This is a genomic window from Rhizobium sp. No.120, assembly GCF_054558365.1.
Genome location: NZ_BAAJNQ010000006.1, coordinates 297032 through 318824 on the forward strand (window position 1 = coordinate 297032; position 21793 = coordinate 318824).

Annotated in this window: 17 protein-coding genes; 9 read left to right on the top strand and 8 right to left on the bottom strand. The window is 55.2% G+C overall.

Annotation, left to right across the window (positions count from 1 at the left end; all coding sequences use genetic code 11):
- Positions 1–25 precede the first annotated feature (25 nt).
- The 3 genes from ACYJRZ_RS19480 (at position 26) to ACYJRZ_RS19490 (ending at position 4880) form a co-directional block, all read left to right on the top strand.
- Positions 26–823, top strand: a complete 798-nt coding sequence (locus ACYJRZ_RS19480; protein WP_113407261.1) for an SDR family oxidoreductase — start codon at positions 26–28, stop codon at positions 821–823.
- Positions 824–1328: 505 nt separating this feature from the next.
- Positions 1329–2537, top strand: a complete 1209-nt coding sequence (locus ACYJRZ_RS19485) for an MFS transporter (RefSeq protein WP_152096697.1) — start codon at positions 1329–1331, stop codon at positions 2535–2537.
- A 177-nt stretch (positions 2538–2714) separates the two neighbouring features.
- Positions 2715–4880 carry a PAS domain-containing protein gene (locus tag ACYJRZ_RS19490; RefSeq protein WP_459461658.1) on the top strand — a complete coding sequence of 722 codons (2166 nt, stop codon included), beginning with the start codon at positions 2715–2717 and terminating at the stop codon, positions 4878–4880.
- 537 nt (positions 4881–5417) lie between these two features.
- Here ACYJRZ_RS19490 and ACYJRZ_RS19495 read toward each other — a convergent pair.
- From ACYJRZ_RS19495 to ACYJRZ_RS19505, 3 genes are all read right to left on the bottom strand, one after another.
- A complete protein-coding gene (locus tag ACYJRZ_RS19495) occupies positions 5418–6170 on the bottom strand; it encodes an SDR family oxidoreductase (RefSeq protein ID WP_459461660.1) in 753 nt (250 codons plus the stop codon).
- Between the two features lie 260 nt (positions 6171–6430).
- Positions 6431–6841 carry a cupin domain-containing protein gene (locus tag ACYJRZ_RS19500; protein WP_459461662.1) on the bottom strand — a complete coding sequence of 137 codons (411 nt, stop codon included), beginning with the start codon at positions 6839–6841 and terminating at the stop codon, positions 6431–6433.
- 654 nt (positions 6842–7495) lie between these two features.
- A complete protein-coding gene (locus ACYJRZ_RS19505) occupies positions 7496–8407 on the bottom strand; it encodes an MBL fold metallo-hydrolase (RefSeq protein ID WP_459461664.1) in 912 nt (303 codons plus the stop codon).
- A 373-nt stretch (positions 8408–8780) separates the two neighbouring features.
- On the opposite strand from ACYJRZ_RS19505, the gene ACYJRZ_RS19510 reads away from it, so the two are divergent.
- The 3 genes from ACYJRZ_RS19510 (at position 8781) to ACYJRZ_RS19520 (ending at position 10368) form a co-directional block, all read left to right on the top strand.
- The gene (locus tag ACYJRZ_RS19510; RefSeq protein ID WP_095436694.1) at positions 8781–9743 is read left to right on the top strand and encodes an MBL fold metallo-hydrolase; all 963 of its coding nucleotides are present in this window, start codon (positions 8781–8783) and stop codon (positions 9741–9743) included.
- A 74-nt stretch (positions 9744–9817) separates the two neighbouring features.
- Entirely contained in the window at positions 9818–9994 is a 177-nt protein-coding gene (locus ACYJRZ_RS19515; protein WP_459461666.1) for a hypothetical protein, read from the top strand.
- Complete coding sequence (locus ACYJRZ_RS19520) at positions 9991–10368, top strand: GFA family protein (protein ID WP_095436695.1); 378 nt, start codon at positions 9991–9993, stop codon at positions 10366–10368. The genes ACYJRZ_RS19515 and ACYJRZ_RS19520 overlap by 4 nt, the downstream gene beginning before the upstream one ends.
- A 29-nt stretch (positions 10369–10397) precedes the next feature.
- Here the strand turns inward: ACYJRZ_RS19520 and ACYJRZ_RS19525 are convergent, their stop codons facing one another.
- From ACYJRZ_RS19525 to ACYJRZ_RS19535, 3 genes are all read right to left on the bottom strand, one after another.
- Entirely contained in the window at positions 10398–11444 is a 1047-nt protein-coding gene (locus ACYJRZ_RS19525; protein WP_459461668.1) for a glutathione S-transferase family protein, read from the bottom strand.
- Positions 11445–11546: 102 nt separating this feature from the next.
- Entirely contained in the window at positions 11547–12386 is an 840-nt protein-coding gene (locus ACYJRZ_RS19530) for a tryptophan 2,3-dioxygenase (RefSeq protein ID WP_113410317.1), read from the bottom strand.
- A 174-nt stretch (positions 12387–12560) separates the two neighbouring features.
- Positions 12561–13040 (bottom strand): carboxymuconolactone decarboxylase family protein, encoded by a 480-nt coding sequence (locus ACYJRZ_RS19535; protein ID WP_113410316.1) that lies wholly within the window; start codon positions 13038–13040, stop codon positions 12561–12563.
- 446 nt (positions 13041–13486) lie between these two features.
- On the opposite strand from ACYJRZ_RS19535, the gene ACYJRZ_RS19540 reads away from it, so the two are divergent.
- Positions 13487–19054, top strand: coding sequence for a trifunctional serine/threonine-protein kinase/ATP-binding protein/sensor histidine kinase (locus ACYJRZ_RS19540; RefSeq protein WP_459461671.1), 5568 nt, complete (start codon positions 13487–13489; stop codon positions 19052–19054).
- Between the two features lie 17 nt (positions 19055–19071).
- Positions 19072–19434: a response regulator transcription factor gene (locus ACYJRZ_RS19545; RefSeq protein WP_152096694.1), complete on the top strand. Its 363-nt coding sequence runs from the start codon at positions 19072–19074 to the stop codon at positions 19432–19434.
- A gap of 120 nt (positions 19435–19554) precedes the next feature.
- Here the strand turns inward: ACYJRZ_RS19545 and ACYJRZ_RS19550 are convergent, their stop codons facing one another.
- Positions 19555–19683 (bottom strand): YciI family protein, encoded by a 129-nt coding sequence (locus ACYJRZ_RS19550; RefSeq protein ID WP_152096693.1) that lies wholly within the window; start codon positions 19681–19683, stop codon positions 19555–19557.
- A gap of 137 nt (positions 19684–19820) precedes the next feature.
- Here ACYJRZ_RS19550 and ACYJRZ_RS19555 point away from each other — a divergent pair, with 137 nt between their 5' ends.
- Positions 19821–20936 (top strand): IS110 family RNA-guided transposase, encoded by a 1116-nt coding sequence (locus tag ACYJRZ_RS19555; RefSeq protein WP_459461674.1) that lies wholly within the window; start codon positions 19821–19823, stop codon positions 20934–20936.
- Positions 20937–21311: 375 nt separating this feature from the next.
- On the opposite strand, the gene ACYJRZ_RS19560 is transcribed toward ACYJRZ_RS19555, so the two are convergent.
- Positions 21312–21689 (bottom strand): hypothetical protein, encoded by a 378-nt coding sequence (locus tag ACYJRZ_RS19560; protein ID WP_152096692.1) that lies wholly within the window; start codon positions 21687–21689, stop codon positions 21312–21314.
- Positions 21690–21793 lie beyond the last annotated feature (104 nt).

A 21793-nucleotide genomic window follows, 5' to 3' on the forward strand; every position in this document is an offset into this window, starting at 1 on the left:
GGTGCGTCACGCGGGAGGATGGAAGATGGATCTTCGGTTGGAAAATCGGGTTGCGGTGGTCACAGGCGGCTCCTCTGGTATTGGGCTCGCGACCGTTCGCATGCTGCTCGCTGAGGGTGCGAAAGTCGTCACCTGTTCACGCAATTGGGAGAAGCTCAAGAGGGCGATTTCGGATCTGGAAGATTCTGGCATCGATATTGGCGACAACCTAGTGGCGATCCAGTGCGATGTAACGGATGAACTTCAGACGACCGCCCTAGCTGCCGAAGTTCGCGCACGTTTCGGCGGTTTGGATATTCTGATCAACAATGCGGGTCAGGGCCGCTACAGCACGTTCGAGACGACAACAGACGCGGAGTGGGACGAGGAAATTCGCCTGAAGCTATATTCGATCGTACGCCCCACCCGCGCCCTTCTGCCGATGCTGCAACAAAGCGACCGCGCTTCAATCGTCATCGTGAATGCAATACTAGCCCGTCAACCTGCTGCGCACATGGTTTGCACATCAGCAGCGCGGGCGAGCGTTCTAAACCTAGCGAAGTCAATGAGCTTCGAGTTCGCTCCAACTGTGAGGGTCAATTCAGTTCTGGTGGATTCCGTCAATAGCGGCCAATGGGAGCGACGCTTTGCCGAACGCCAAGATAAGCGGCAAAGCCAGGAGGCATGGCTTAAAGATTTGGCTCACAAACGCCAGATTCCTTTAGGTCGGATGGGTTTGCCAAAAGAGGTTGCCGCAGCGATATGCTTCCTCGCCTCTCCAGCCTCCAGCTTTACTACGGGTGCAAGTCTTGAAGTCTCTGGTGGTGCATCAAAAGGCACTTAGGCGACAAGCAACCGCACATGCAAATCCATAGATCGATTTTGGTTGCCGCCCCAGGAATTAAGCTCTCGTAGCCCCCGCGGTTGACTAGCGGAATGCTTGCTACATTAGTGATATCGCGAGTACGGCTTGCGAAATCAGGCTTGTTTGCCTCGCTTATCTACCGCGGCCAATCAGATCCAAACCAAGATCCGAGAAGCCGTACTCGACGACCGTCTTTGCATGGGGAGGACATGAGAATCATAACCTTTTGCCAGGGGTGACTGACTTCGTAGAGAGACGAATGTGGAGGCTTTGTGCGAGACTCTGGAGGACCTGCTCTCTCCGGCTAACCTGGTTCGCGGGAACGTAGTGACGTCGTCGGTGCAAAAGCCACATAGCAATGCAGGCTGTAGCACGGCCCCCTCCGGAAACGCCAAAATGAAGAACGAGAGCCTAGCCAGGTCGCATATTGGATTGCGAATAATCTATCGTATAAGAACTGGACTCATTATTCGATCTGGAAGTCATGGCCACAACCGAATTCTCCAAGCTGGAACCAACTAAACCTCGATCTAACCGCGAATTGGCGGCAGCGTTATCCGGAGTCATCGTATACACCTCCGCCAACGGCTTTATGACCGGAGGACTTGGGGTTGCCGGGCGGCAGCTAGGATTGAGTGACGTCGAAGTCGGGCTGATCCTTGGCCTCGGGGCATTCGTTGGGGTCATCGCAGCACCGGGATGGGGCTATGCCTCAGAACTATGGAGTCGTCGGAAGCTGATGCTTTGGGCGGTTCCGATGGTTGCCTTAGGACCAGCGATAATGTGGATCGTCACCGGCCAGTTCGTGGTGCTGTCCGCTGCCGTCTCGGCGACTGTGCTTGGAGCTGCTCGCTTGATTCAAGCAGTATTCGGGGCGGCTCTGATCCCAGTAGCACAAGGCTACGTGGCGGATTTCACTCAGCCTTCGCAACGGGTTCGCGGCATGGGCGGTCTAAGCGCCGCTATCAGCTTTGGGACCCTTAGCGGCTCAGCATTATTATGGCTCACGGGTCGGCTTGGGGTAGTCTCAGGCTTCGCGACAATCTCAGCATTCGGTATTCTTGCGTTCCTGATCGTGCTGGCGTACTTGCCACACTCTCGTTCGCGTCCCGCGCTTCCTCGGGAGGAAACGACAATACCTCTCGCCAAGATTTGGCCTTATCTCGCGATAACCCTCTTTGGCTTCACCTGCTATACAACCGTGCCACCGATATTCGCACTTCGGCTCATGGACCGTTTCGGAATGGACGGAGGCACCGCCGCTACTCAAACCGGCCTTGTGCTTACCGTCGGCGTCGTAGCCGTTTGTCTCGCGCAGGTTTTGATTGCTCTGCGGGACAACCTCAAGAACCCTCGCGTGATGCTGCGCGCTGGCAGTGCTGGGATTTTCGTCGGCTTGGCAATGTTACTATTTGCCCGCGACATATTGGCGATGTGTGTGTCGATGACCGTTATTGGCTTCGCTGTCGGTTTCCTAGCACCGGCGGTCTTAGGCGCGATAAGTCTCATTGGTGGTCAAGGGGCGCAGGGAAAAATCGGAGGGATCAACATGGCGGCGCGCGGATTGGGATCCGCGATCGGCCCGGTGCTCGGCACTGCCCTCTATCAGACTAACCAAGATGCACCGATCTGGGGGTCGCTAGCTCTTGTTGTCGCGGTCATTCTTCTCACGTTCGTCCCTCCCGATCCGTGAGCCGTCGCATCATATCGTTCAGCGATGGGCAATTGCTTCATCGCCTCCGAGTGGTCATGGTGTAGTGAGCTGAGACACACAGCGAACTCTCCTGACCGCGAGCGAGTGGGTTTGCTGCGGCGAAGATAAATGAGCATCTGACCACCAATTATTGCTATGGACAAAATCGCGGAAATCATGACGGATGACGACGCGATGACAAAGAAAATTGCCTTCTCAAGCTTGGCCATTTTGGTCGCGCTTTCCGCTGCCGGCGGCGTCCTGTCCTGGCTCACTTCCAACCCAATTGGGCTTTTGTTGCCAATTGTGGGGTTGGCAAACCGCTTCGAACGGGACGTTCGGCTTATTACGTGCTGGATACTGGCCTTTGCATTGGTGCTGACCTCGGCCGCAGCATTGTTCGATCCCGTTGGAATCCGGCCTACCTTAGTCACGTGGACGACATTTCTCGCCGTGGCTTTGGGGTGCCTTTTAATTCTCGACTTCAACCGCTCCACAGAAACAACTACTCCTCGCAATAGTGGCGCGACGTTCATTGGCGAGCAGGATACACTCGGCCTAACCGCGCAGTTTTTGAGCTTGGTTCACCCCGAGGATAGAGACGTAACAAGCCACGCGTCGTCCCGCGCCTTTTGGAGTGGCTTCCCGCAAATCGTACGATATCGTCGTCTTCAACCCGATGGCAGTTATACTTGGACCGAGCTCCGAGCCGAGCCGGGCTATAAGATCGCCGATGACACGCCTGCCAAAATCTCAGCCCAACACCTACCTTGGTCCATTACAAACGCGATCGGCGAAACAGCTGAAGCTGCGCGAATCGCACTCGTGCTCGAAACAATATTCGGGACCGGTTGGGCTATGGACACAACAGGTCGCTTCACTTACGCAACGCCCAACGCTCAAACGACAATCGGCCAGACCCTTCAGGAGATGAACCGACAACTCACCGATCAGGATTTCCTCGAAGGTGGCGATCTGGGGTGGAAAGAGATATTTCACCCCGATGAATACGAAAGGGTAGCGGCCTCTCTCCGCCATAGTTTGGGGACAGGCGAACACTGGAACAACGAATATCGACTGAGGAGGGTCTCCACAGGCGAATATGGCTGGCACCGCGTTGCGATGAGGCCCACACGGGATCGCGAGGGCCGAATTACCGGATGGTACGGGATGTCGATTGACGTCACCGTCTACAAGCAAACCGAAGCCGCCCTGCGCGTCCGCGAACAAGAGCTTTCACAACTTGTGAATATGGTCCCGGTGCACATCATGCGCCTTACTGGCCAGGGGAAGCCGACGTTCCTCAGCAAAGCCACACTGGATTACTTTGCGCTGGATGACCAGTACATCGAGCACCCCGAGGCAACCTTGACAGCTATGCGAAGCGCGGTACATCCCGATGACGCAGCGAGGTTGACGTCAGCACTTCGTCAGGGCGCAGAACGGGGTGATCGAATTGCAATACGCTATCGGGTGCGCGGCGCGGATGGTGTCTTTCGATGGATGGACAGTCGCGCAGAGCCGATAAGAGAAGCGAGTGGAGCGATCGTGGAATGGTACGCGGTCTCATTTGATGTCAATGATCAGGTCCTCGCGCAAGAAGAGCTACGGCTCGCGCACGAAGCTTTAGCCAAAGCAAGCCAAGCTGCAAATCTGGCGGAGCTATCCGCATCTATCGCACATGAAGTTGCCCAGCCGCTGGCCGCCTTGCTGTCCAGCTCGGACGCTTGCAAACAATGGCTTTTGCTTGATCCACCAAACCTGGATCGAGCGCTGCAGGCGCTGCAACGCATAATCCGAAGCGGGAACGCGGCGACGAATATTATCAGTCGTATCCGTGCCTTGTTTGCTCAGTCGGTTGATGCGCGGCAGCCTAGCGATATCGGCCGCATTGTTGGCGAAGCCCGCGATCTCCTTGCCGAAGAACTCCTGCGGCACCGCATAGGGTTGGAGGTTGAGATTGATCGTGAGCTACCGGCTCTACAGCTCGATAGAATTCAGATACAGCAGGCTATAATCAACCTGATGAGGAATGGTATGGAGGCAATCACCCCGAACTCCGATACCAGAAAACTCGGGGTTCGGATCAGCCGCGTTGATAATTCAATTCAGATAGCTATCAGCGACTCGGGTCCGGGTGTCGAGGTCCCGTCGAAAATATTCGAGCCATTCTATACCACAAAGGGGCATGGCATGGGGATGGGGCTGGCGATCTGCAGATCCATCATTACATCGCATGGCGGCAGATTATGGGTGGAGAACCACGAACCACATGGTGCGGTTTTTATCTTCACACTACCGATCGAAGAGCAGCCGGCCTCGGACCTGTCCCGGACTGAATAATCGCCGGCATCGAACATTCGACTAGCCAGGCTCCGCCCTCTCTTCGTCACACCCCAGCCGCCGAGTCTCGTCCTGTTTGACGCAGGGTCTCACCTTGTCTGTCGCCGCGCACTGCGGGCCGTTCCTTCCACTTTCGCACAGCATGCGGTACGCGGATCATCGTCGAATGTTGAGCAACATCCAGTTCATGATCCGCAATGGCTTTCGCTGGCGGGAAGACCTCCCGAATATCAGCAAAGGTTAGCCCTCCTCGGGCGAGATACAGCGCCGCGGGGATCAAACGCATCAACGGCTCATCGCGATAACGGACTTTCCGCTCGAAAGTGGAAAGCTAGATGGCGTGCTGTCAGTACGCGCGCCCAATTTGCTGAGGTGAAGTCCAGAGCGCGCTAGTCGCTGGACTTCATCCATGATCAGTTTGCTGGCGGCAGACCCTTTGGTGTCAGTATCGTTGACGACGTGACGTGCTCAGGCTAGCGACAATCCCGACAAGGGTGCATGTCATGCGTGTCGGCTACCACTTTCGGCGTCATATAGTCAGCGAAGTGCTGCATCCAACCACGCTTCAAAAGTGATGGACCCAAATTTTGGCTGCGTTCCAACAGGAATCAGGGAGTTGGCCTCCAGCTTCGAACCGAAGTAGGAGGCCTGCGGGTCGCCTACAACCTCTCTAGGGTCTCCCTTCTTCCGCAAGTAGGAGCCCAGGATATCGCTAGTTCTGAATGCTTCGGGTCCTGCAATGTCGATTGTCTGGTTTCGCGGCTCCGAGAGCGCAGCCTCACTCACAAATTTCGCTACATCATCAGCCGCGATCGGCTGGAGATATGCTGTGGAAACTTTCACTACGTTACCATCTGTAGACGTATAGGCGATCGCGTCCAGAAATTCCAAAAACTGCGTGGCTCGGACAATGGTGAACGGCACTCCGGAGTTCTTGATGATTTCTTCCTGTGCTAACTTAGCGCGAAAGTACGAGTTTGTCGGCAGTCGATCGATACCCACGATTGAAAGTGATACGAGGCTTTTAACTCCGGCGTTCCTTGCTTCACGAGTGATATTTGACGAGGACTTAGTAAAGAATTCGAAGACATCCCGCTCTTCGAACGAGGGCGAATTGGGAACGTCGACTACGACGTCCACTTGCTTCAAACCTTCCGCAAGTCCCGCGCCCGTCACCGTATCGATCCCGTTGCGTCGGGAAGCAGGGATCACACGGTGGCCCGCTTTTTTCAAGATGTCACAAACTTTCGAGCCAATCAGCCCACTCCCACCGACAACCAGCACTTTCATTTTGAACTCCTCGATATCTATTTGACGATCGTACAGTTGCCCCGGGGAACGGACGCTACATTAACCACTGCATCACCGCTCCCAGTGCATGTCGTGAGATCAATGAACTAGCCATCGAAAATCCACCTATACTTTGGTTTGTCTCTCATTGCCGGGCAGCTAACACAGTCAGAAGACCACCAACGCCGATAATGAGCGGGCCTCCACTCCATCGCATGGCTGGGCAGAGCAGCGATGATGGCGCTGCTCTGCATCCGGAGTTACTTATCCGGAGTCGTAAGTTCCGTTTCCTTCGTGTCGACGACAAAAACGGCCAGTAGTTTCGCGGGTTCCGTATCGCTTGCGTTGGCACTGATCTTGTGGTGATCGCCTGGCGACTCGATCCAATGTTCACCCGCCCCGTAAATTGTTGGTTTGCCATCGTTCACGGCGCTCTTAATCCGGCCCTCGAGTACGGTGGCGTAAATAAAGGCGCTCTTGGCATGAGTGTGCGACGGGTTCGATCCGCCTGGCCCGTATTCAACCAGGACCCCGCGGAGGCTTTTGCCCGGAACGTTGGGAAGAACGTGATCGAAAACGACAGTTATCTTCGCGCGATAGGGCTTGTCAGCCGCCAGCGCAGGTACGGCCAAAGACATCGCAATGGCTGCGGAAATGAGGGTTCGAAACATTTCGTATCTCCTGTTTAGCGCCGCATGGATAACGAGCGGCGCGCTCACGGTAAGCGCTCCAGGTTCAACATCTGAGATATACGAAGGTTTGTTTTGCTTCGCTGGCGGCCCATGCCTAAAAACATTAACCGGCATGTTGCGGTTTGATCGTCGCATAGACATCACACAGGTATCGAGGTAGCTATGTTGGTTCGGCACCACCCGTCACCCAGACACCTTGATAAGATCCAAGCAGATGCATTGCTGGGCCGCCCCCTCATGGCTCGTCCCTGACGGATACTATTGCGCGTCGCGCTGCGGCTTACTCCGACAGCCTGTCCCGTTCTTCGACAGATTCCGCCAATATACCGACGAACGGCTGCCGCCAAGTCGCCCTTAAACTGCCTGTAAGAGACGCCCCTTCGAGGAAAATCTCAAAGTTGGGATATATGTAGCAAGAACAGGCATATCCATATCGTCTGGAAGTAGCCGTCAGGATCTTGCAGGCGGCGGGAGACCCGCTTCATAGTCTCACTAAATACATCAAACGTTCCCGCTGAACATCGCGTCAGTCACGTCGCCAGAGACCGGCGACGTGCTGGGAATTATATCCTGCGGCTAAGTTCGTGACGCGGTTAGCAAGGAAACTTCAACCGTCTGTGACGAATATCCGTTTTAATAGTCCCATTGAACCGGGACCCACCGATAAAGGTCCCCGGCAGCAACCACTCGACCAACCGAGGGAAATGGCATGTGCGTAGACACGAGCCATGAGCCTGAAGCTGCCAATTCAGCCATGAGGCGCAGCCTAACTCGGGTTGCCTCCTCTGGGTCGTGCTCGAAACCATTATGCCATTCTGGATGGTCAAACGAGACGGGGAAGATTGCGTCGCCTCCAAACATCAATCTGTCGTTTCCGGATTGCACACGGACCACACTGTGACCAGGCGTGTGACCCCCCGTCAGGCTCACCGTAACGCCACCGGCGACTTCAGCCTCCCGATCAAAAAGATGTAGATAGCTCGAATACTCCTTCAAGAAATCCAGCGATGCTTTGCGAGCGAGATCTGCGAGGGCTGGCGGCATAGCAGTCTTGGAGAAATCGGGGTTTTCCCAGAACTTTGCTTCTGGTGTGGAGAGATGCACCCGCAAGTCTGACCGAAGCTGCTGCTTTACTCCGTGAGCCAACAACCCTCCAACGTGGTCAAAATGCATATGCGTCAGGACCACGTCGGTTACCGAACCCAGCTCGACACCAGCTGCCCTCAATCTCTGGATCAGGTGTCCCGCGCGTGGGAAATCCGGATATTCTTCGCCGAGACCGCTGTCGATCAGGATCGTCTGCTTGGGTGTTTTGACAACGACCGCGTTGAGTGCCCAGCCAAACGTATCGTGCGCCAGAAGCCTATCGTCGAGCCACGCATTGAGGCTTTTCGTGTCAGCGTTTGTCGCCATTGACTCTGCGGGCGGAGCAAGCACGCCGTCGCTGATGACTATGACTTCTATGTCGCCAACCTTGACTGCATAGCGAGACGGAACCAGTTCATCCAACTGCGCACGGGGACGTGTTGAAACCTCAGCTTCCATATTGATCTCCTTTGATCTTTGCTAGACAAATGCGGCAATCGAGGCATGTACCTGTGCAGGAAATGTCCGAAAGCGGCCGTGCAGTTCTATGCGACTGGTAGATGTGACTGAAGCTAAACACAGGTTTGGGTTAGCTCAGAAGTTCCCTCCCCGCGGTGTAGACGGTCAGCATGTGGCGTCCCTGGCACCACGCTCAGCAACGCTGCACCGCCCATCTCTCCCAAACTAAAGTTTGGTTACCAACATCGTCCCATAAGGCTAGCTTCTTGGAGCGTCACGCGGCGAGCCTTGCAATACAAACGCAAGAGGCAGTTTGGTTCGAATTCCAGTGCTCGGTAGCGGTGACCATTAGTCCACAACAAAGGAGTGCGAAATGTCGCAACCATCAAACCACCCGTCACCCGTCCGGCAGCTACAGGTTCCGCCTGAAAGTGCGTTCCACACCGGCAAGAAGGGTACCGAGGAACTCGTTCCCTCGCGATATGCAGTTAAGATCGGTGACATCGACGTGATGGTTGTCAGCGACGGCGTACTGCCACTGCCAACCGTGATGATGGGTCACAACGCCGATCCCACCGTCCGAGCCAACTGGATGGTCGACCAGTTTCTTCCTCCAGATGCGTTCGACTGGCCGTTGAATGCGGTAGTCGTGCGTAGTGGTTCGCAGACAATCCTTCTGGATGCAGGGCTGGGTCTCGACCCCGACCTTAACCTGCCGCGCGCAGGTCAGCTATTGCAGCGCCTGCAGCATGCCGATATTGAACTTGCATCCGTCACTGACATTGTCTTGACTCATATGCATATGGACCACGTCGGCGGACTTCTGGTCGAGGGAATCAAGGAGCGCCTCCACCCTAATCTCCGTATTCATGTTGCCGCCGCTGAGGTAGCGTTCTGGGAGTCGCCGGACTTTACCAAAACGAAGATGCCGGATGGTTTTCCGGACGCACTGAAGGCGACCGCCAAGAAATTCGCTTCTCTGTATCGGGACAACCTGGTACCGTTTGCAGAACAGGTTGAAGTCGCGCCTGGTGTTACTGCTCGCCGGACTGGCGGGCATACCCCGGGTCACTCCATCATCCGGGTAGCATCCGGAGATGAAGCGCTGACCTTCGCCGGCGACGCCATCTTCGCAGTCGGTTTTGATCAGCCCAATTGGCACAACGGTTTCGAACACGATCCCGAGGAGGCCGCCCGTGTCCGCATCGATCTTCTCCACAAGCTCGCAGGAACCGGCGAACTCCTCGTTGCAACTCACCTGCCCTTCCCTTCCCTCGGCCGTGTCGCGGTGGCCGGCGATGCATTTCGCTGGGTACCAGTTTTCTGGGACTATTGAGGAAAATCGGAAGCCTCCGGCCGCAAACAAGCTACTCACATCAGAGATCGCCTCCTCAAATCGAGGAAGCTGTAGTGGCATTTGCGGCAACAGTAGCTGTCCAAAATTCAGTTAAAGCGCAAGTGCCCGGCTATAGCCGGGCACTTTCTTCTGGGTTGGGCGAGTTGCGCGCGCGTTTTCAGGTCAACTTCTCGATCGAGACGCGGAAAAGCAACACGAATTACCAAATCTATGAGGTTGACGTGAAATGAAAAGACTTGCGACATGCTGCTGCGGTGAACTGGCGACAACTACGAATGGATCGCCCGTCATGACCGCTCTTTGTCATTGCCGATCGTGTCAGCGTCGCACTGGCTCCGCCTTTGGAGTTGCGGTTTTTTTCAATTCAGAGAATGTGCGATGCGTAGGCGAAGAACGGGCGTATACACGGACCGGGGATAGTGGTCACAACGTAACATTCAAGTTCTGCCCATCGTGCGGCACGACCGTATATTGGATCGCGAACGCATATCCTGACCTAACGGCCATTGGTTTGGGTTGTTTCGAAGATCCTTCCGGGCTCGAGCCCGAGAAGGTCGTATACGGCCACCTGCGACATCCATGGGTCAATTTGCAGACTGGCTAGCGGACTTAATATCATGGCGGCCAGAAGTATCAGAAAGAACTCGCGGCCGTTTCGGAGCTTAAATACATTGATGGCGGCATAGACGCTATTGTCGCACCAATGACTTCCTCGCGAACAGACTGCAACGACGTAACAAGCCGATAGTAGGCTTCAACGAGGGGCATGTCCTCCCATAGAACCATGAGGCCTAAGTAGCGAAGTCTGACCAAGCTGACGGCCCAAAAAATATCTGCGAGGCTTAGGCTGTTTGAACATAACCAATCGGTTGTGCTTTGTTGGAGGTCGAGATTGAGTTGAACAAGACGCTCGCGAGTTGCCTTCCGGATTGCTTCCTGAAAGACTACATCGTGCTGGACCGCCCGCCCGGCGGTCTCTTTCGAAATCTTTGCACGATAGGCCTCGACAACTGCAGGGTCGGCGGAATGACGAGCGGAGAGCATCGCCAATGTCTCGAGCTTCTCGTCATAAACGGTCCGCATGGCATCGCGAAGTGCTTGAGGACGCCGATCTCCATGTGGATGGAATCCATACAGAATCCCGGGATGTGGCGTGGCATCGACGGCCTCGAGTTGTCGGAATACTCGTTGCCGATCCTGGTCGGCCGTCGGGATCAACAGCTCCGAACCGCCAAATGCCGCGTCGATATGAACGCAAATGCGGAGAGAATCTACGATCACTTCACCTGTCTTGAGGTCGATCAACGTCGGGACAGCACAAGCGTCCAATCCGCAGAGCGAAACCGAAGAAATCCCCGAGTAGCTATCCGCCATGCCCCAGCATGATAGCTGGCCTGAGCGTCTTAAACGCACATACTCCGCACCATAGTTCTCCGCTGCAACTAGGTTTCCCTCCCGATCTCGGCTGGCAAGTATTAACATCTCGTTTGACTCGTACGAAACGCCCCTTTGCACTAGGGTCGCTCGCACTTTTTGCGAGCAGAATGACATGGCCGCATGGAAAAGTACGAAGCGCCCCTCCTCGGTACCATCAGAGAAACGCATCACGCCAGCTCGCTTGCTATCGACTATGCAAGCGCGCGCATTCGACACCAGAGAATTCAATTCCGTGTGGTCCATGTACAGTTCCCCCGAGCCGTGCGAGGTGTCCAGTATCCCGGAGCGACCTCAACGAGATTTCTTGCTAATGGAATGGAAGCGACGCCAGCGAATGGGCTGGCGCTAGGACACAAGGCCTCGAGCAGTCCAAACTTCGGGAAACGGGATCTCCTCCATAGTGGGAAGGAGCCACTGAATTGCATCGACATCGTGATAGGCAGGCCGTGCTCCGAATGTGCGGCGCGTTGCCATCAGATGGAGATACTTCCAGTTCGTGAATTCCACCGCGATGTCGGCAAGCAGCTCGGCCAACGACCGCCATTCATCCGCTGGATCATCTCTGCGATAAATTTCCGCCCAGATGGCTTCGATCTCTTTGTTTGGACTGTACGCCTTCGCGTAATCGGGCTTCAGGTAATCTTGCGGAATTGGCTTTCCAGCGCGCGCTAACGCAGCCAAGATATCGTCGTACAGACTTGGAGAGTTCAAGCGCTCTGTCAGTTGTCGATGTCTCCGCGGTTGCGGTTCGAAGTGTTCGAGTGACGGGCGGTCCTTTACCCCGAGAAGAAAGGTCATTTCGCGAAACGTCCAGCCTTGCAAAGCCGTGTCTTTGCCGTGCTTTGCCCTCAATCCCTTCAGGATGGGCATGAGTTCCGCGGGCGTGAGCCATGAAAGCGAGCGCCAGTTGGCGTTAAACGCTTCCATATGGCTGACGATGCGTCGAAGGATGCGGTTTGTCGCGGCGATACGATTGTGCCGCAATTCGGTCTGCGCCGCTACCAGTTCACGGACGATGAGCGCCCAGTAGATTTCACTGATCTGGACATTGGCGAGAAATGCGGGTTCCGCAGGACTATCGCTGACGAACTCCTGAAGCGTATGCAGGACCTCTGTCTGGACGTATCTGCTGTAGGGCGTATCGCCGTCACTCTGGATCGGCTGGGTTGTCCCGGTATCGTTCATTGTTCCGTCCTCTTTTTGGGCTTGTCGCCGCCGGCTATTTGCGTCCGGTTAAGAGAGCGTAGAGTCAATTTGCGAAGTCGGACAGGCGGCCGTTCTTCGACTTAGCGTTCAAAAAACTGGACGATATCGACGAGGTCGCATGCGGCCGACAACGCGGCCGCATGCGGTAAACACTTAGGCCAGGCCTGCCTTGTCGAGGCCGAATGCCTTGTCGGCGGAGCCAGGAACCGAACGGAATGCGACGCTAGCGCGGTTCCAGCTGTTGATTACCATGATCTGGAACGTCAGGTCAGAGAGTTCCTTCTCGGAAAACTGACCGAGAACCCTAAGGTAGAGTTCGTCGGAGACACCGCCGTCCTGCAGCTTCGTCAGTGCTTCCGTCCATGCCAATGCGGCACGCTCGCGCGGACTAAATAGGGTGGATTCACGCCAAGTGGCAAGGTGGTAGAGGCGCAATTCGCGTTCGCCATGAATCTTGGCTTCTTTCGAATGCATATCCAGGCAGAATGCGCACCCATTAAGCTGGGAGGCTCGGATATCGACCAGATCGAGGATGGACTGTTCGATTGAACCCTTCTTGACTTCCATGCTGAAGCCCATCAGGCCCTTGAAAAGCTCGGGCGAGAGCTGCGCGTAGTTGATCCGCTGTGTCATCATCTTCTTCCACTTTGATTGTCGTTAAGCGCCCGCGCGACTTTCAAGACTGCGGGCCGGACAAACCGTGATGTACGATGCGGTGTCAGGATAGCTATACGCGCGTTTATGTTACGCGCGGTATGTTCCCAAGGAAGCGTCGCGCCTTCTGGAACACAAACTTTCATGCCATCATGTTTTCAGGTATCGGTCCGAAGAATTCTCTATATTTTCTGGTCTCAGCGATCCCTTCTTTGACAAGGCCTCAAGCAAGAGCCGATAAAATCGATGGCAGCTGCGACTAAACTCGGCCTGGATTGATGTCGACGAGCGCGAGGTGCAGTCATCATGTGCATAACGTTCGCCCTCCAGTCACCGAGGTAAGCCGACACAATAGAACGTTAGTTTACCTCCGTTTGGGGGGTCGGATCATGTATAATCGATAAATGTCGTCTACCGAACCAAGCATGCCGTCCGACCTGACCGTCGAAGCAGGCAAATTCTTTGCCCTATCGATCGCCGCTGAGCTTATTGATCACCCTGATATCGTAGCAATAAAACTGCACTCCGACGTTGACCGCACATGGTATCGGGCAATGTCGCCAGACCGCCAGACGGTTCTCATTATTACCGCGCATGTGGACCCCTATCGAGGAGAGCAGTTCTCTCACGAGCTTGGCCTACTTCAGCCCTTTACCCATAACACAGCGATACTGCGCCCGACCAAAGTCGTCATGGGGGAAAAGCACATCGGCATGGCGCTCGTTGATCCAGGCGGCACTCCGCTTGGCATCGCTTGTAATGCGGCAGAATGGGAAACCAAATCTTTTGTCGGTCACAAGCTTGAAATGGCGTGCCGCATTGCGGAGGCGCTGCGGTTAGTCCACGCGACTGGATTGATCCATGGTGATATTCGGCCGGAGAATTGCTTTGTCACGACATCCGGTGAGGTAGCGTTTACGGGTTTCGGCCGTGCGGGCCGAACCACGAATTCCAAATTGTCGTCATTTGGCACGCCGGCATATATGTCCCCAGAGGAGACAGGTCGTACAAATCGCCGCCCTGATCAACGAAGCGATCTCTACAGCTTAGGAATGACGCTGTTCGAACTGCTCACCGGAACCCTGCCATTTTCAGCTTCAGATCCGCTCGATTGGGCGCACCGACATCTAACTACCCGCCCACCAAAGCCGAGTCTCAGATGTCGCGAGTTACCTGAGCAGCTCGACGCAATCCTGCTCAAGTTGATGGAGAAGGATCCGGACCATCGATATCAATCTGCCGGGGCTGTGGAGAGTGATCTTAGACGCTGCGTAACAGAGTGGGCCGCCCGAGGAAGAGTTGAACGTTTTCCGGTCGCGCGGGGCGATCTGTTCAGGCGCTCAGGCTACGAAGCGACGCTATACGGACGCGATGTCGCTCAACAGCTTCTGTTGAACTCCGCAGAGCGTGTGGCAGCCGGAGCTAATAGCGAAGTCGTAATCGTGACGGGGTCCGCCGGCATCGGGAAGTCATCCCTTGTAGCTGGCCTACGGCAAACGCTGGTAGGCCGGGGCTTTCTGTTTGCGGAAGGAAAATTTGATCAGAACAGGTGGGAGACGCCGTACTACACAATTGTCCAGGCGTTTCGTGGCCTCGTAAGACAATTGCTGGCGAAAGACGAACTGGAAGTTCAAGAATGGCGGGCCAACTTTGTCAAGGCTCTGGGAGACAACGCGGGACTGATGGTCGATCTTATCCCGGAGCTTGCGCATATAGTTGGGGATCAGCCGCCAATCGCGGCAGCTGAGCTTGCTACTGCTGCTGTCCGTTTCAGATACCTTTTTAAAGCCTTCCTGGGGGTCTTCGCTACCGCTGCCCATCCCCTCGTTGTCTTCTTTGACGATCTGCAATGGCTCGATCCGGCAACTTTAGATCTTATACAAGGGCTCGCAACGGAGCATGAACTCAAGCATTCGCTACTAGTCGTCGCATACAGAGATGACGAAGTCGATTCGACGCACTCACTGTCCGCTCTGCTCGACAATGTCCGGCAAGTGTCGCATCGTGTGACGGACATTCGGCTCGATAAGTTATCGAGGGCTGACCTTGAGCAGCTGCTGGCAAATCTATTCTTTTGCGCCCCAGAGCGCGTTGAAAGACTGGCCGCTATCGTTAGCGAGAAGACGGATGGCAACCCCTTTTTCACGCTTCAATTTCTTCGACAACTCGCCTCGGATAGCTTGCTTACCTTCCGAGCCGAAACATCAGAATGGGAGTGGGACGATGCAGAAGTCGCCAGCAGAAGCGTCACACGGAATGTGGCCCAACTCCTTGGTCTTCAGTTAGACGAGCTGCCGAGCAGGACAAAGGGCGCTTTGGGAATTTTATCGCTTCTGGGCAGCGCAACCGACGTGAAGACAGCCGAACTCGTTCTCGGTATGAGGATTGACGACCTGGAGTCGACGTTGCGGTCTGCAATCGACGCCGGCTTGATGCGAATGTCATCAAGCCTCGTGTCGTTCGTACACGACCAAATTCAGATGGCTGCCTACATCTCGTTGGACAACTTTAAGCGTAGCCAAGAGCATTTGAGGATCGGACGCCTGCTCCTCGCCACGGTCGATGAGATCGACGATAGGGTTTATGAGATCGCCGGTCATTTTGACAAAGCACTAGACCTTATTTCCGACGGCGAACGCGTAGCGGTCGCTCGAGTCTTCATCTCAGCCGGCGAACGAGCGAAACATGCAAGTGCCTATACGTCGGCTCAGTCGTACTATGAGAAAGGCCTATCCGTCCTAAGTTGCGAAACTGAAGAACCCTATCCGCTATCCTTCAGACTTCGATTGGGCCTTGCCGAATGCGATATAGTCACTGGAAACTTCTCGTTGGCCGAAGAGCGACTTGCGGAGCTTATTCAAGGAACAACCGGCTTCGCCGAACGCGCTGAAGTGATGTGCCTAACCGTGTTGCTATTCTTTACGACCGGGCGAAATGCTGAGGCGGTGGAGACTGGCGTCGAATTCTTGGGAAACGCTGGCATCGAGTGGCCGCCCAAACCAGAATACGCGCATGTTGTCAGCGAGTTCGAGGAGCTTCATCGATTGTTGGCCGAAAGCCCGATTAAGGACCTTGTGTTCGCTCCGGAAATGACCGACCCCCATATCATCTCTTGTATGGCCGTGATGACGGAAGTCTTCCCTGCGGCCTATGCGGTGGATCGTCGGTTGATGGAATTCCTTCTGCTCCGCATGACCGTTCTGACTTTACGGCATGGTTTATGCGATAGCTCGAGCGTCGCTTTCTCAGCGTTGAACATGGCGCTAGGCGCTCAATTTGGTGACTACGCAACTGCGTATCAATTCGGCGAACTCTCGCGAAAGCTCGTCGATCGAGGACGTGCAGGAAGATACAAGGCGCGCGTATATGCCCTTTTTGCAGGTTTCGCCGTACCTTGGATCAAGCCGTTGGCCAACTGCAATCCCCTCACCGAGGAAGCATTTCGGATCAGCACATCAACGGGGGATTTGGCGTTCGCCGCCTACAACGCCAGAAACCATATCACACATCAGCTGATGTCTGGAAAGCCGCTCCCGGAGGTGCAGAAGGTGGCGGAAGATTCGCTAGCCTTCGCACGCACGGTGGAATTGGGCCTACCGCATGAAAATTTTTTCAGCCAAGTTCGCTTCATAAAGAAGCTGCGTGGATTTTCGACCGCAGGAGGGGGCAATGTCGACGCGTGGGCCACCCAATGTGGCAATCCGCAACCTCGCAACGCGATGATGATCAGCTATCACTGGGTCTTCCGCCTAGTCGAAGACTATCTGATGGAAGACTTCGCAGCGGCTCGCGAAGCTGCCTTGCGCGTCGAGCCCATAAAATGGGCAATGCGATCCTCGATCGAGGAAGCAGAATTCGAATTCTATGCTGGCCTCAACGCTTCAGCGTTAGCGGTACGTGACGTCATGCCTGTCGGCCGCCGCCAGCAACATCTCGACGACCTCCGCCGGCATCACGCTCGGCTGGCGGCGTGGGCAAAAGGATGTGAAGTCACGTTTGCCTGCCGTGAAGCCCTACTCGCGGCCGAAATAGCACAATTGGAGGGCAACAATACAGATGCGCAGTCACTCTACGAGGATGCGATCAGGGGTGCCAGGGCGAAAGGATTTCTACAAGTAGAGGCCATTGCCAGCGAGCTCGCAGGCAGGTTCTATGTCACCCACGGGTTGGACATCGCAGCGGAGGCTTACCTGAGACGCGCGAGGGAGGCATTTTCTCGGTGGGGCGCGGTAGCAAAAGTAAGGCTACTTGATTTCCGTTTTATCAACCTGACAAGCCGTGGGTCGCTACCCCAATCACATGCCTCCCTGGCTTTGCCTGTAGCCTCGTTGGATATCGATGCGGTAGGCAAGGCTTCGCGCGTATTATCGAGCGAAATTATACTCGCCAGCCTGATCGAAAAGCTGATGAAACTGGTTGTGCAGAATTCCGGAGCGGAGCGCGGCGTTTTGATGCTCCTGTCGGGGAGCGAGCTATACATAGAGGCATCGGCAACTACCGGGGAAGCCGACATAGAAGTCCAACAGGAAAGGAGACGACATTCAGGATCTGAGCTTCCCTCGTCGGTGCTCCACTATGTGATGCGCACCGAGTCTCCAGTAGCGCTACACGATACAGCAGTGGCAATGTTCGATCCTGGTGACGAATATTTTCAGGTAAATCAGCCGCGATCGATTCTGTGCGTACCTGTATTCAACGCAACGAGTCTGATTGGTCTTCTCTATGTTGAGAACAACATAGTGTCCGACGTCTTCTCGGAGGATCGGACTTCGGTACTCGACTTTCTCGCCTCGCAGGCGGGAATATGGCTCGGCAACGCGAGACTTTACTCGGAACTCCAGCGAAGCGAGGCTTGGCTGCGTGAAGCCCAGCGCCTGAGCCGCACGGGCAGCTTCTACTGGAGTGACGATCTCGACCAACTTGAATGCTCGGAGGAAATATATCGCATCTGTCACCTTCCGCACGACCACCCACTAACCATTCGCCACATTGAAGAGCTTATTCATCCCGCGGACCAACCGGATTTCCAACAGCTCGTCGACAGCGCTCGGCAATGCGGCACGGACATTGATCGCCAATTCAAGCTGCAATTGCATGACGGTAGTATTAAAGATGTTCGTCTTGTTACACGAACGGCATACGATGCAGGAGGGAGCCGCAGGCGTCTCGGCTCTCTGCAGGACGTGAGTGAAATGCAGCGTACACAGGACGTGCTCGCGCGCATCAGTGCGGAGCTCGCACAGGTTTCGCGCACCGCCACTCTAGGGGTGCTGGCGGCGTCCATCGCGCATGAAGTTAGTCAGCCATTGCTGGGTGTTGTAGCGAACGCCGAAGCCTGTCAGATCATGCTCGCCTCTGACCCTCCAAATCTTGATGCCGCACGGCGTACAGCCGCCCGCAGTCTTAGGGATGGAAACCGCGCGGCCGAGACCATCAAGCGCTTGCGCGGTCTATTCGGCGGCACTACCCCGACGGTTGAGGCTTTCGATTTGAACGACGTCGTGCGCGAGGTTCTCACACTTGCCGGAAACGAGCTTCAGGTTAATGAAGTCTTACTCCGATCCTTATTCGAGGAAGGGTTACCCTTGGCCTCCGGCGATAGGGCTCAGGTACAACAGGTTGTGTTGAACATTCTGCTCAATGCAGTAGATGCTGTTAAGAGCGTCCCCGGTGGACAGCGTTCCGTAAGCATCTCGACCAGATCTTACTTCGGTGATCAAGTGCGAATGGACATCACCGACAACGGTTGTGGCATCGATGACGAAGACACTGAACGACTGTTTGAAGCCTTCTATACGACCAAGCCGAACGGTATGGGCGTTGGACTTTCAGTTAGCAAAGCAATCATAGACAGCCTCGGAGGGCAGATCTGGGCGACAGCAAATTCAGGTGGAGGCACGACCTTTTCTTTCACTCTCAAACGTGTCAGCAATTGGAATGGCGTGCGACCCAGTAATGAAGCTAAAGGATCGTTGCCAGTCCGTAGCTCTTGATTGGGGAAAATATCGAAATGCACTCCCCACCAACCATCGCGATCATCGACGACGATCTATCGGTGCGGGAATCATTGACCGATCTTTTGGAGGTTTTGGGGTTTTCCCCAACGTCATATGCGTCAGCCTACGACTTTCTAGCTTCTTCCTCGCTGTTGCAGACGGATTGCTTAGTACTGGATATTTCGATGCCTGGAATGAATGGGGTAGAGCTGAACGCGGAACTGATACGCCGGTCAATTGCCATCCCCGTTGTCTTCATGACCGGGCACGCTCAGGAAGCCATCATTTCAGAAGCGAGATCGGCGGGGATCTGCCTCTTCAAACCATTCGGGGGACGGGAGCTGAAGGAATCGATCGAGTCCGCTCTTAGATGCTAGCAGAGGCGTGATCAATCAGCTTTTGTTTCGATTCCGACGTAGAGGCGTCTAACGGCAGTGTGAATATAAGCGTAGCTCCCGTAAGCATTCTCCGAACCAAAAAGAACGCAGTTTATCACACTACCGATTATCTATCGTCGCCGACCATTGGCAAAGGGTGACCTCTTGAAAAACGCCATGCTGCACAAACGGGTCGTTATCGCTGAAGTCTTTTAGCTGCACCAAATTGTCGACCTCCGCTAAGACCACGGCACCATATTGAGTACCGAATGCATCAAACGTAAGACCATATGTCCATCTTCGTGGCTGAGGTGGCTCGCCCTACACTGGTCTTCCGAGGGTTGCTTGGACAGGCCGAGCCGATCCTCATCACAGGAGGACGAGCCGTGTCAGATTATAGAGAAGGTTTTGTTGGAATCGACGTCGCCAAGTTGAAGAATGCGATTGCTGTCGCTGAATCCGGCCGGGAGGGAGAGGCCCGCTTCTGGGGTGACGTTGAGGCATCGGATGCGAGCATGCGCCGGATTATCCAGCGGATCGCCGCAAAGTTTGATCGGGTGCATTTCTGCTACGAGGCCGGCCCAACGGGTTACGGTCTCCATCGGCTGATCCAGTCGCTTGGCCATGAATGTATGGTAGTCGCTCCATCATTGATCCCAAGGAAACCAGGAGACAGGGTCAAGACGAACCGTCGAGATGCGCTCGCGCTCGCCCGGCTATTGAGGGCCGGCGAGCTCACGGCGGTGTGGGTTCCTGATGAAGGCCATGAGGCCATACGAGATCTCGTTCGCGCCCGGTCTGCTGCGGTCGAGACATTACGGGTTCACCGGCAACAGATAAGTGCCTTCATGCTCAAACATAGTCGTATCTACCCACGCAGGAAGGGCTGGACGATGCGATACCTGCGCTGGCTGCAGGAGCAACAGTTTGATCATCCGGTGCATCAGATCGCGCTGCAGGAAATGGTCGAGGCGGTACGTGTCTCGAAGGAGCGCGTCGAACGACTGGAGAAGGTCATCGAGGAATTCGTCCCGAATTGGTCTCTCGCGCCGGTCGTCCGAGCACTGCAGACCCTGCGTGGGGTCGATCTGATCGTCGCCGTGACATTCGCCACGGAGGTCGGCGACGTGAGCCGATTTGAGAGCCCTCGCCAACTGATGAGCTATCTCGGCCTGGTCCCTGGTGAGCGATCAACGGGTGAGACGGTCAGACGGGGTGGGATCACCAAGGCCGGCAACGGTCGGGTTCGGCACATGCTGGTCGAGAGCGCGTGGACTTATCGCCATCCGCCGAAGGTCGGCGCGAAGAAGCTATACCGCCTGGAGGAAGCGCCGCCGAAAGTGCGGGAGATCGCCTGGAAGGCTCAGAGTCGGTTGACGGCTCGTTATCGCACGTTAGCCGGACGAGGAAAGCGAACGACAGTAGTTTGTACGGCGATCGCCCGCGAGCTGACTGGCTTCATGTGGGCCGTTGCAAGGGAGGCGCAGTCGATCAGATCGTAGATCGCCGCTTCGAACTTGAATCTCGCGCATGGGCGGAGGCGGGACAACGGCAGGGGAACACCCGTCAGACGCTTTGTGGCCGGCATTTGACCGACGCCCGCAGTAAGATAGAGACAGCCCCGGACGCACAATCGGGAATGCGGTATCCAACCCGCGCATCAGAGCTTGATCACCGACGTCCTTGAGTTCCGCCTCCACCCATACGCGATCATCGTGCCCGGACGTTCTTTGAGGCGTATAATTCCTCGTGGCCAAAACATTGACAATGGACATCAGAGCGTTGTTTCGCTCGCACCTTGACCAAGATGGTTTTTGCAGTGTCGAGGGCGGGAGCCATGACGAGGACGGGCAACGGTGCGTCAATTTTGCTGCCGTTCAGTCCAGGGTTAATCCGGCCCCGTTCAGTCGATACCGAATAAACTCTGAATTCGGAGAGGCTGATACCGCCTCAATAAGTTGACCTATATTTCCATGCAGAACTGCCTGGATCACTGGGCCTATTTCTTCTTCAACGCTCCGAAGGGCTCCTTCATTCATTCTACATTGAAGGCGCTCATGCAGAATGAATTCCAATACCTTGTGCCGCAGTTGACTGCCCTGAAGGGCATCGAGATCGGGCTTCTTGATGTAAAATTCAAAGCTATGTGTCAAAAAGCCTGAATCGACCGGGAGCGAGAGAACCAAGCCAATGTCATCCTCAAAGACGCTAAGCTCCCATCCTCGGCCAAAGAGTTTTCTACGCAATTTTGTCACCAGCTACCCCAAGCTGCTTTGATAATGCTCTAAAAACGTGGCCGTCCGCAATGGTCCGATAGAAGCCTTTGAGCGCGTATTACTGTTGATTGCCACTGAGAACC

Bases quoted from the DNA above. Each gene is read 5' to 3' on its own strand.
- ACYJRZ_RS19485 (WP_152096697.1), top strand. From the start codon at position 1,329: ATGGCCACAACCGAATTCTCCAAGCTGGAACCAACTAAACCTCGATCT.
- ACYJRZ_RS19500 (WP_459461662.1), bottom strand. From the start codon at position 6,841: ATGTTTCGAACCCTCATTTCCGCAGCCATTGCGATGTCTTTGGCCGTA.
- ACYJRZ_RS19505 (WP_459461664.1), bottom strand. From the start codon at position 8,407: ATGGAAGCTGAGGTTTCAACACGTCCCCGTGCGCAGTTGGATGAACTG.
- ACYJRZ_RS19490 (WP_459461658.1), top strand. From the start codon at position 2,715: ATGACGGATGACGACGCGATGACAAAGAAAATTGCCTTCTCAAGCTTG.
- ACYJRZ_RS19510 (WP_095436694.1), top strand. From the start codon at position 8,781: ATGTCGCAACCATCAAACCACCCGTCACCCGTCCGGCAGCTACAGGTT.
- ACYJRZ_RS19525 (WP_459461668.1), bottom strand. From the start codon at position 11,444: ATGGACCACACGGAATTGAATTCTCTGGTGTCGAATGCGCGCGCTTGC.
- ACYJRZ_RS19530 (WP_113410317.1), bottom strand. From the start codon at position 12,386: ATGAACGATACCGGGACAACCCAGCCGATCCAGAGTGACGGCGATACG.
- ACYJRZ_RS19480 (WP_113407261.1), top strand. From the start codon at position 26: ATGGATCTTCGGTTGGAAAATCGGGTTGCGGTGGTCACAGGCGGCTCC.
- ACYJRZ_RS19535 (WP_113410316.1), bottom strand. From the start codon at position 13,040: ATGACACAGCGGATCAACTACGCGCAGCTCTCGCCCGAGCTTTTCAAG.
- ACYJRZ_RS19520 (WP_095436695.1), top strand. From the start codon at position 9,991: ATGAAAAGACTTGCGACATGCTGCTGCGGTGAACTGGCGACAACTACG.
- ACYJRZ_RS19545 (WP_152096694.1), top strand. From the start codon at position 19,072: ATGCACTCCCCACCAACCATCGCGATCATCGACGACGATCTATCGGTG.
- ACYJRZ_RS19540 (WP_459461671.1), top strand. From the start codon at position 13,487: ATGCCGTCCGACCTGACCGTCGAAGCAGGCAAATTCTTTGCCCTATCG.
- ACYJRZ_RS19495 (WP_459461660.1), bottom strand. From the start codon at position 6,170: ATGAAAGTGCTGGTTGTCGGTGGGAGTGGGCTGATTGGCTCGAAAGTT.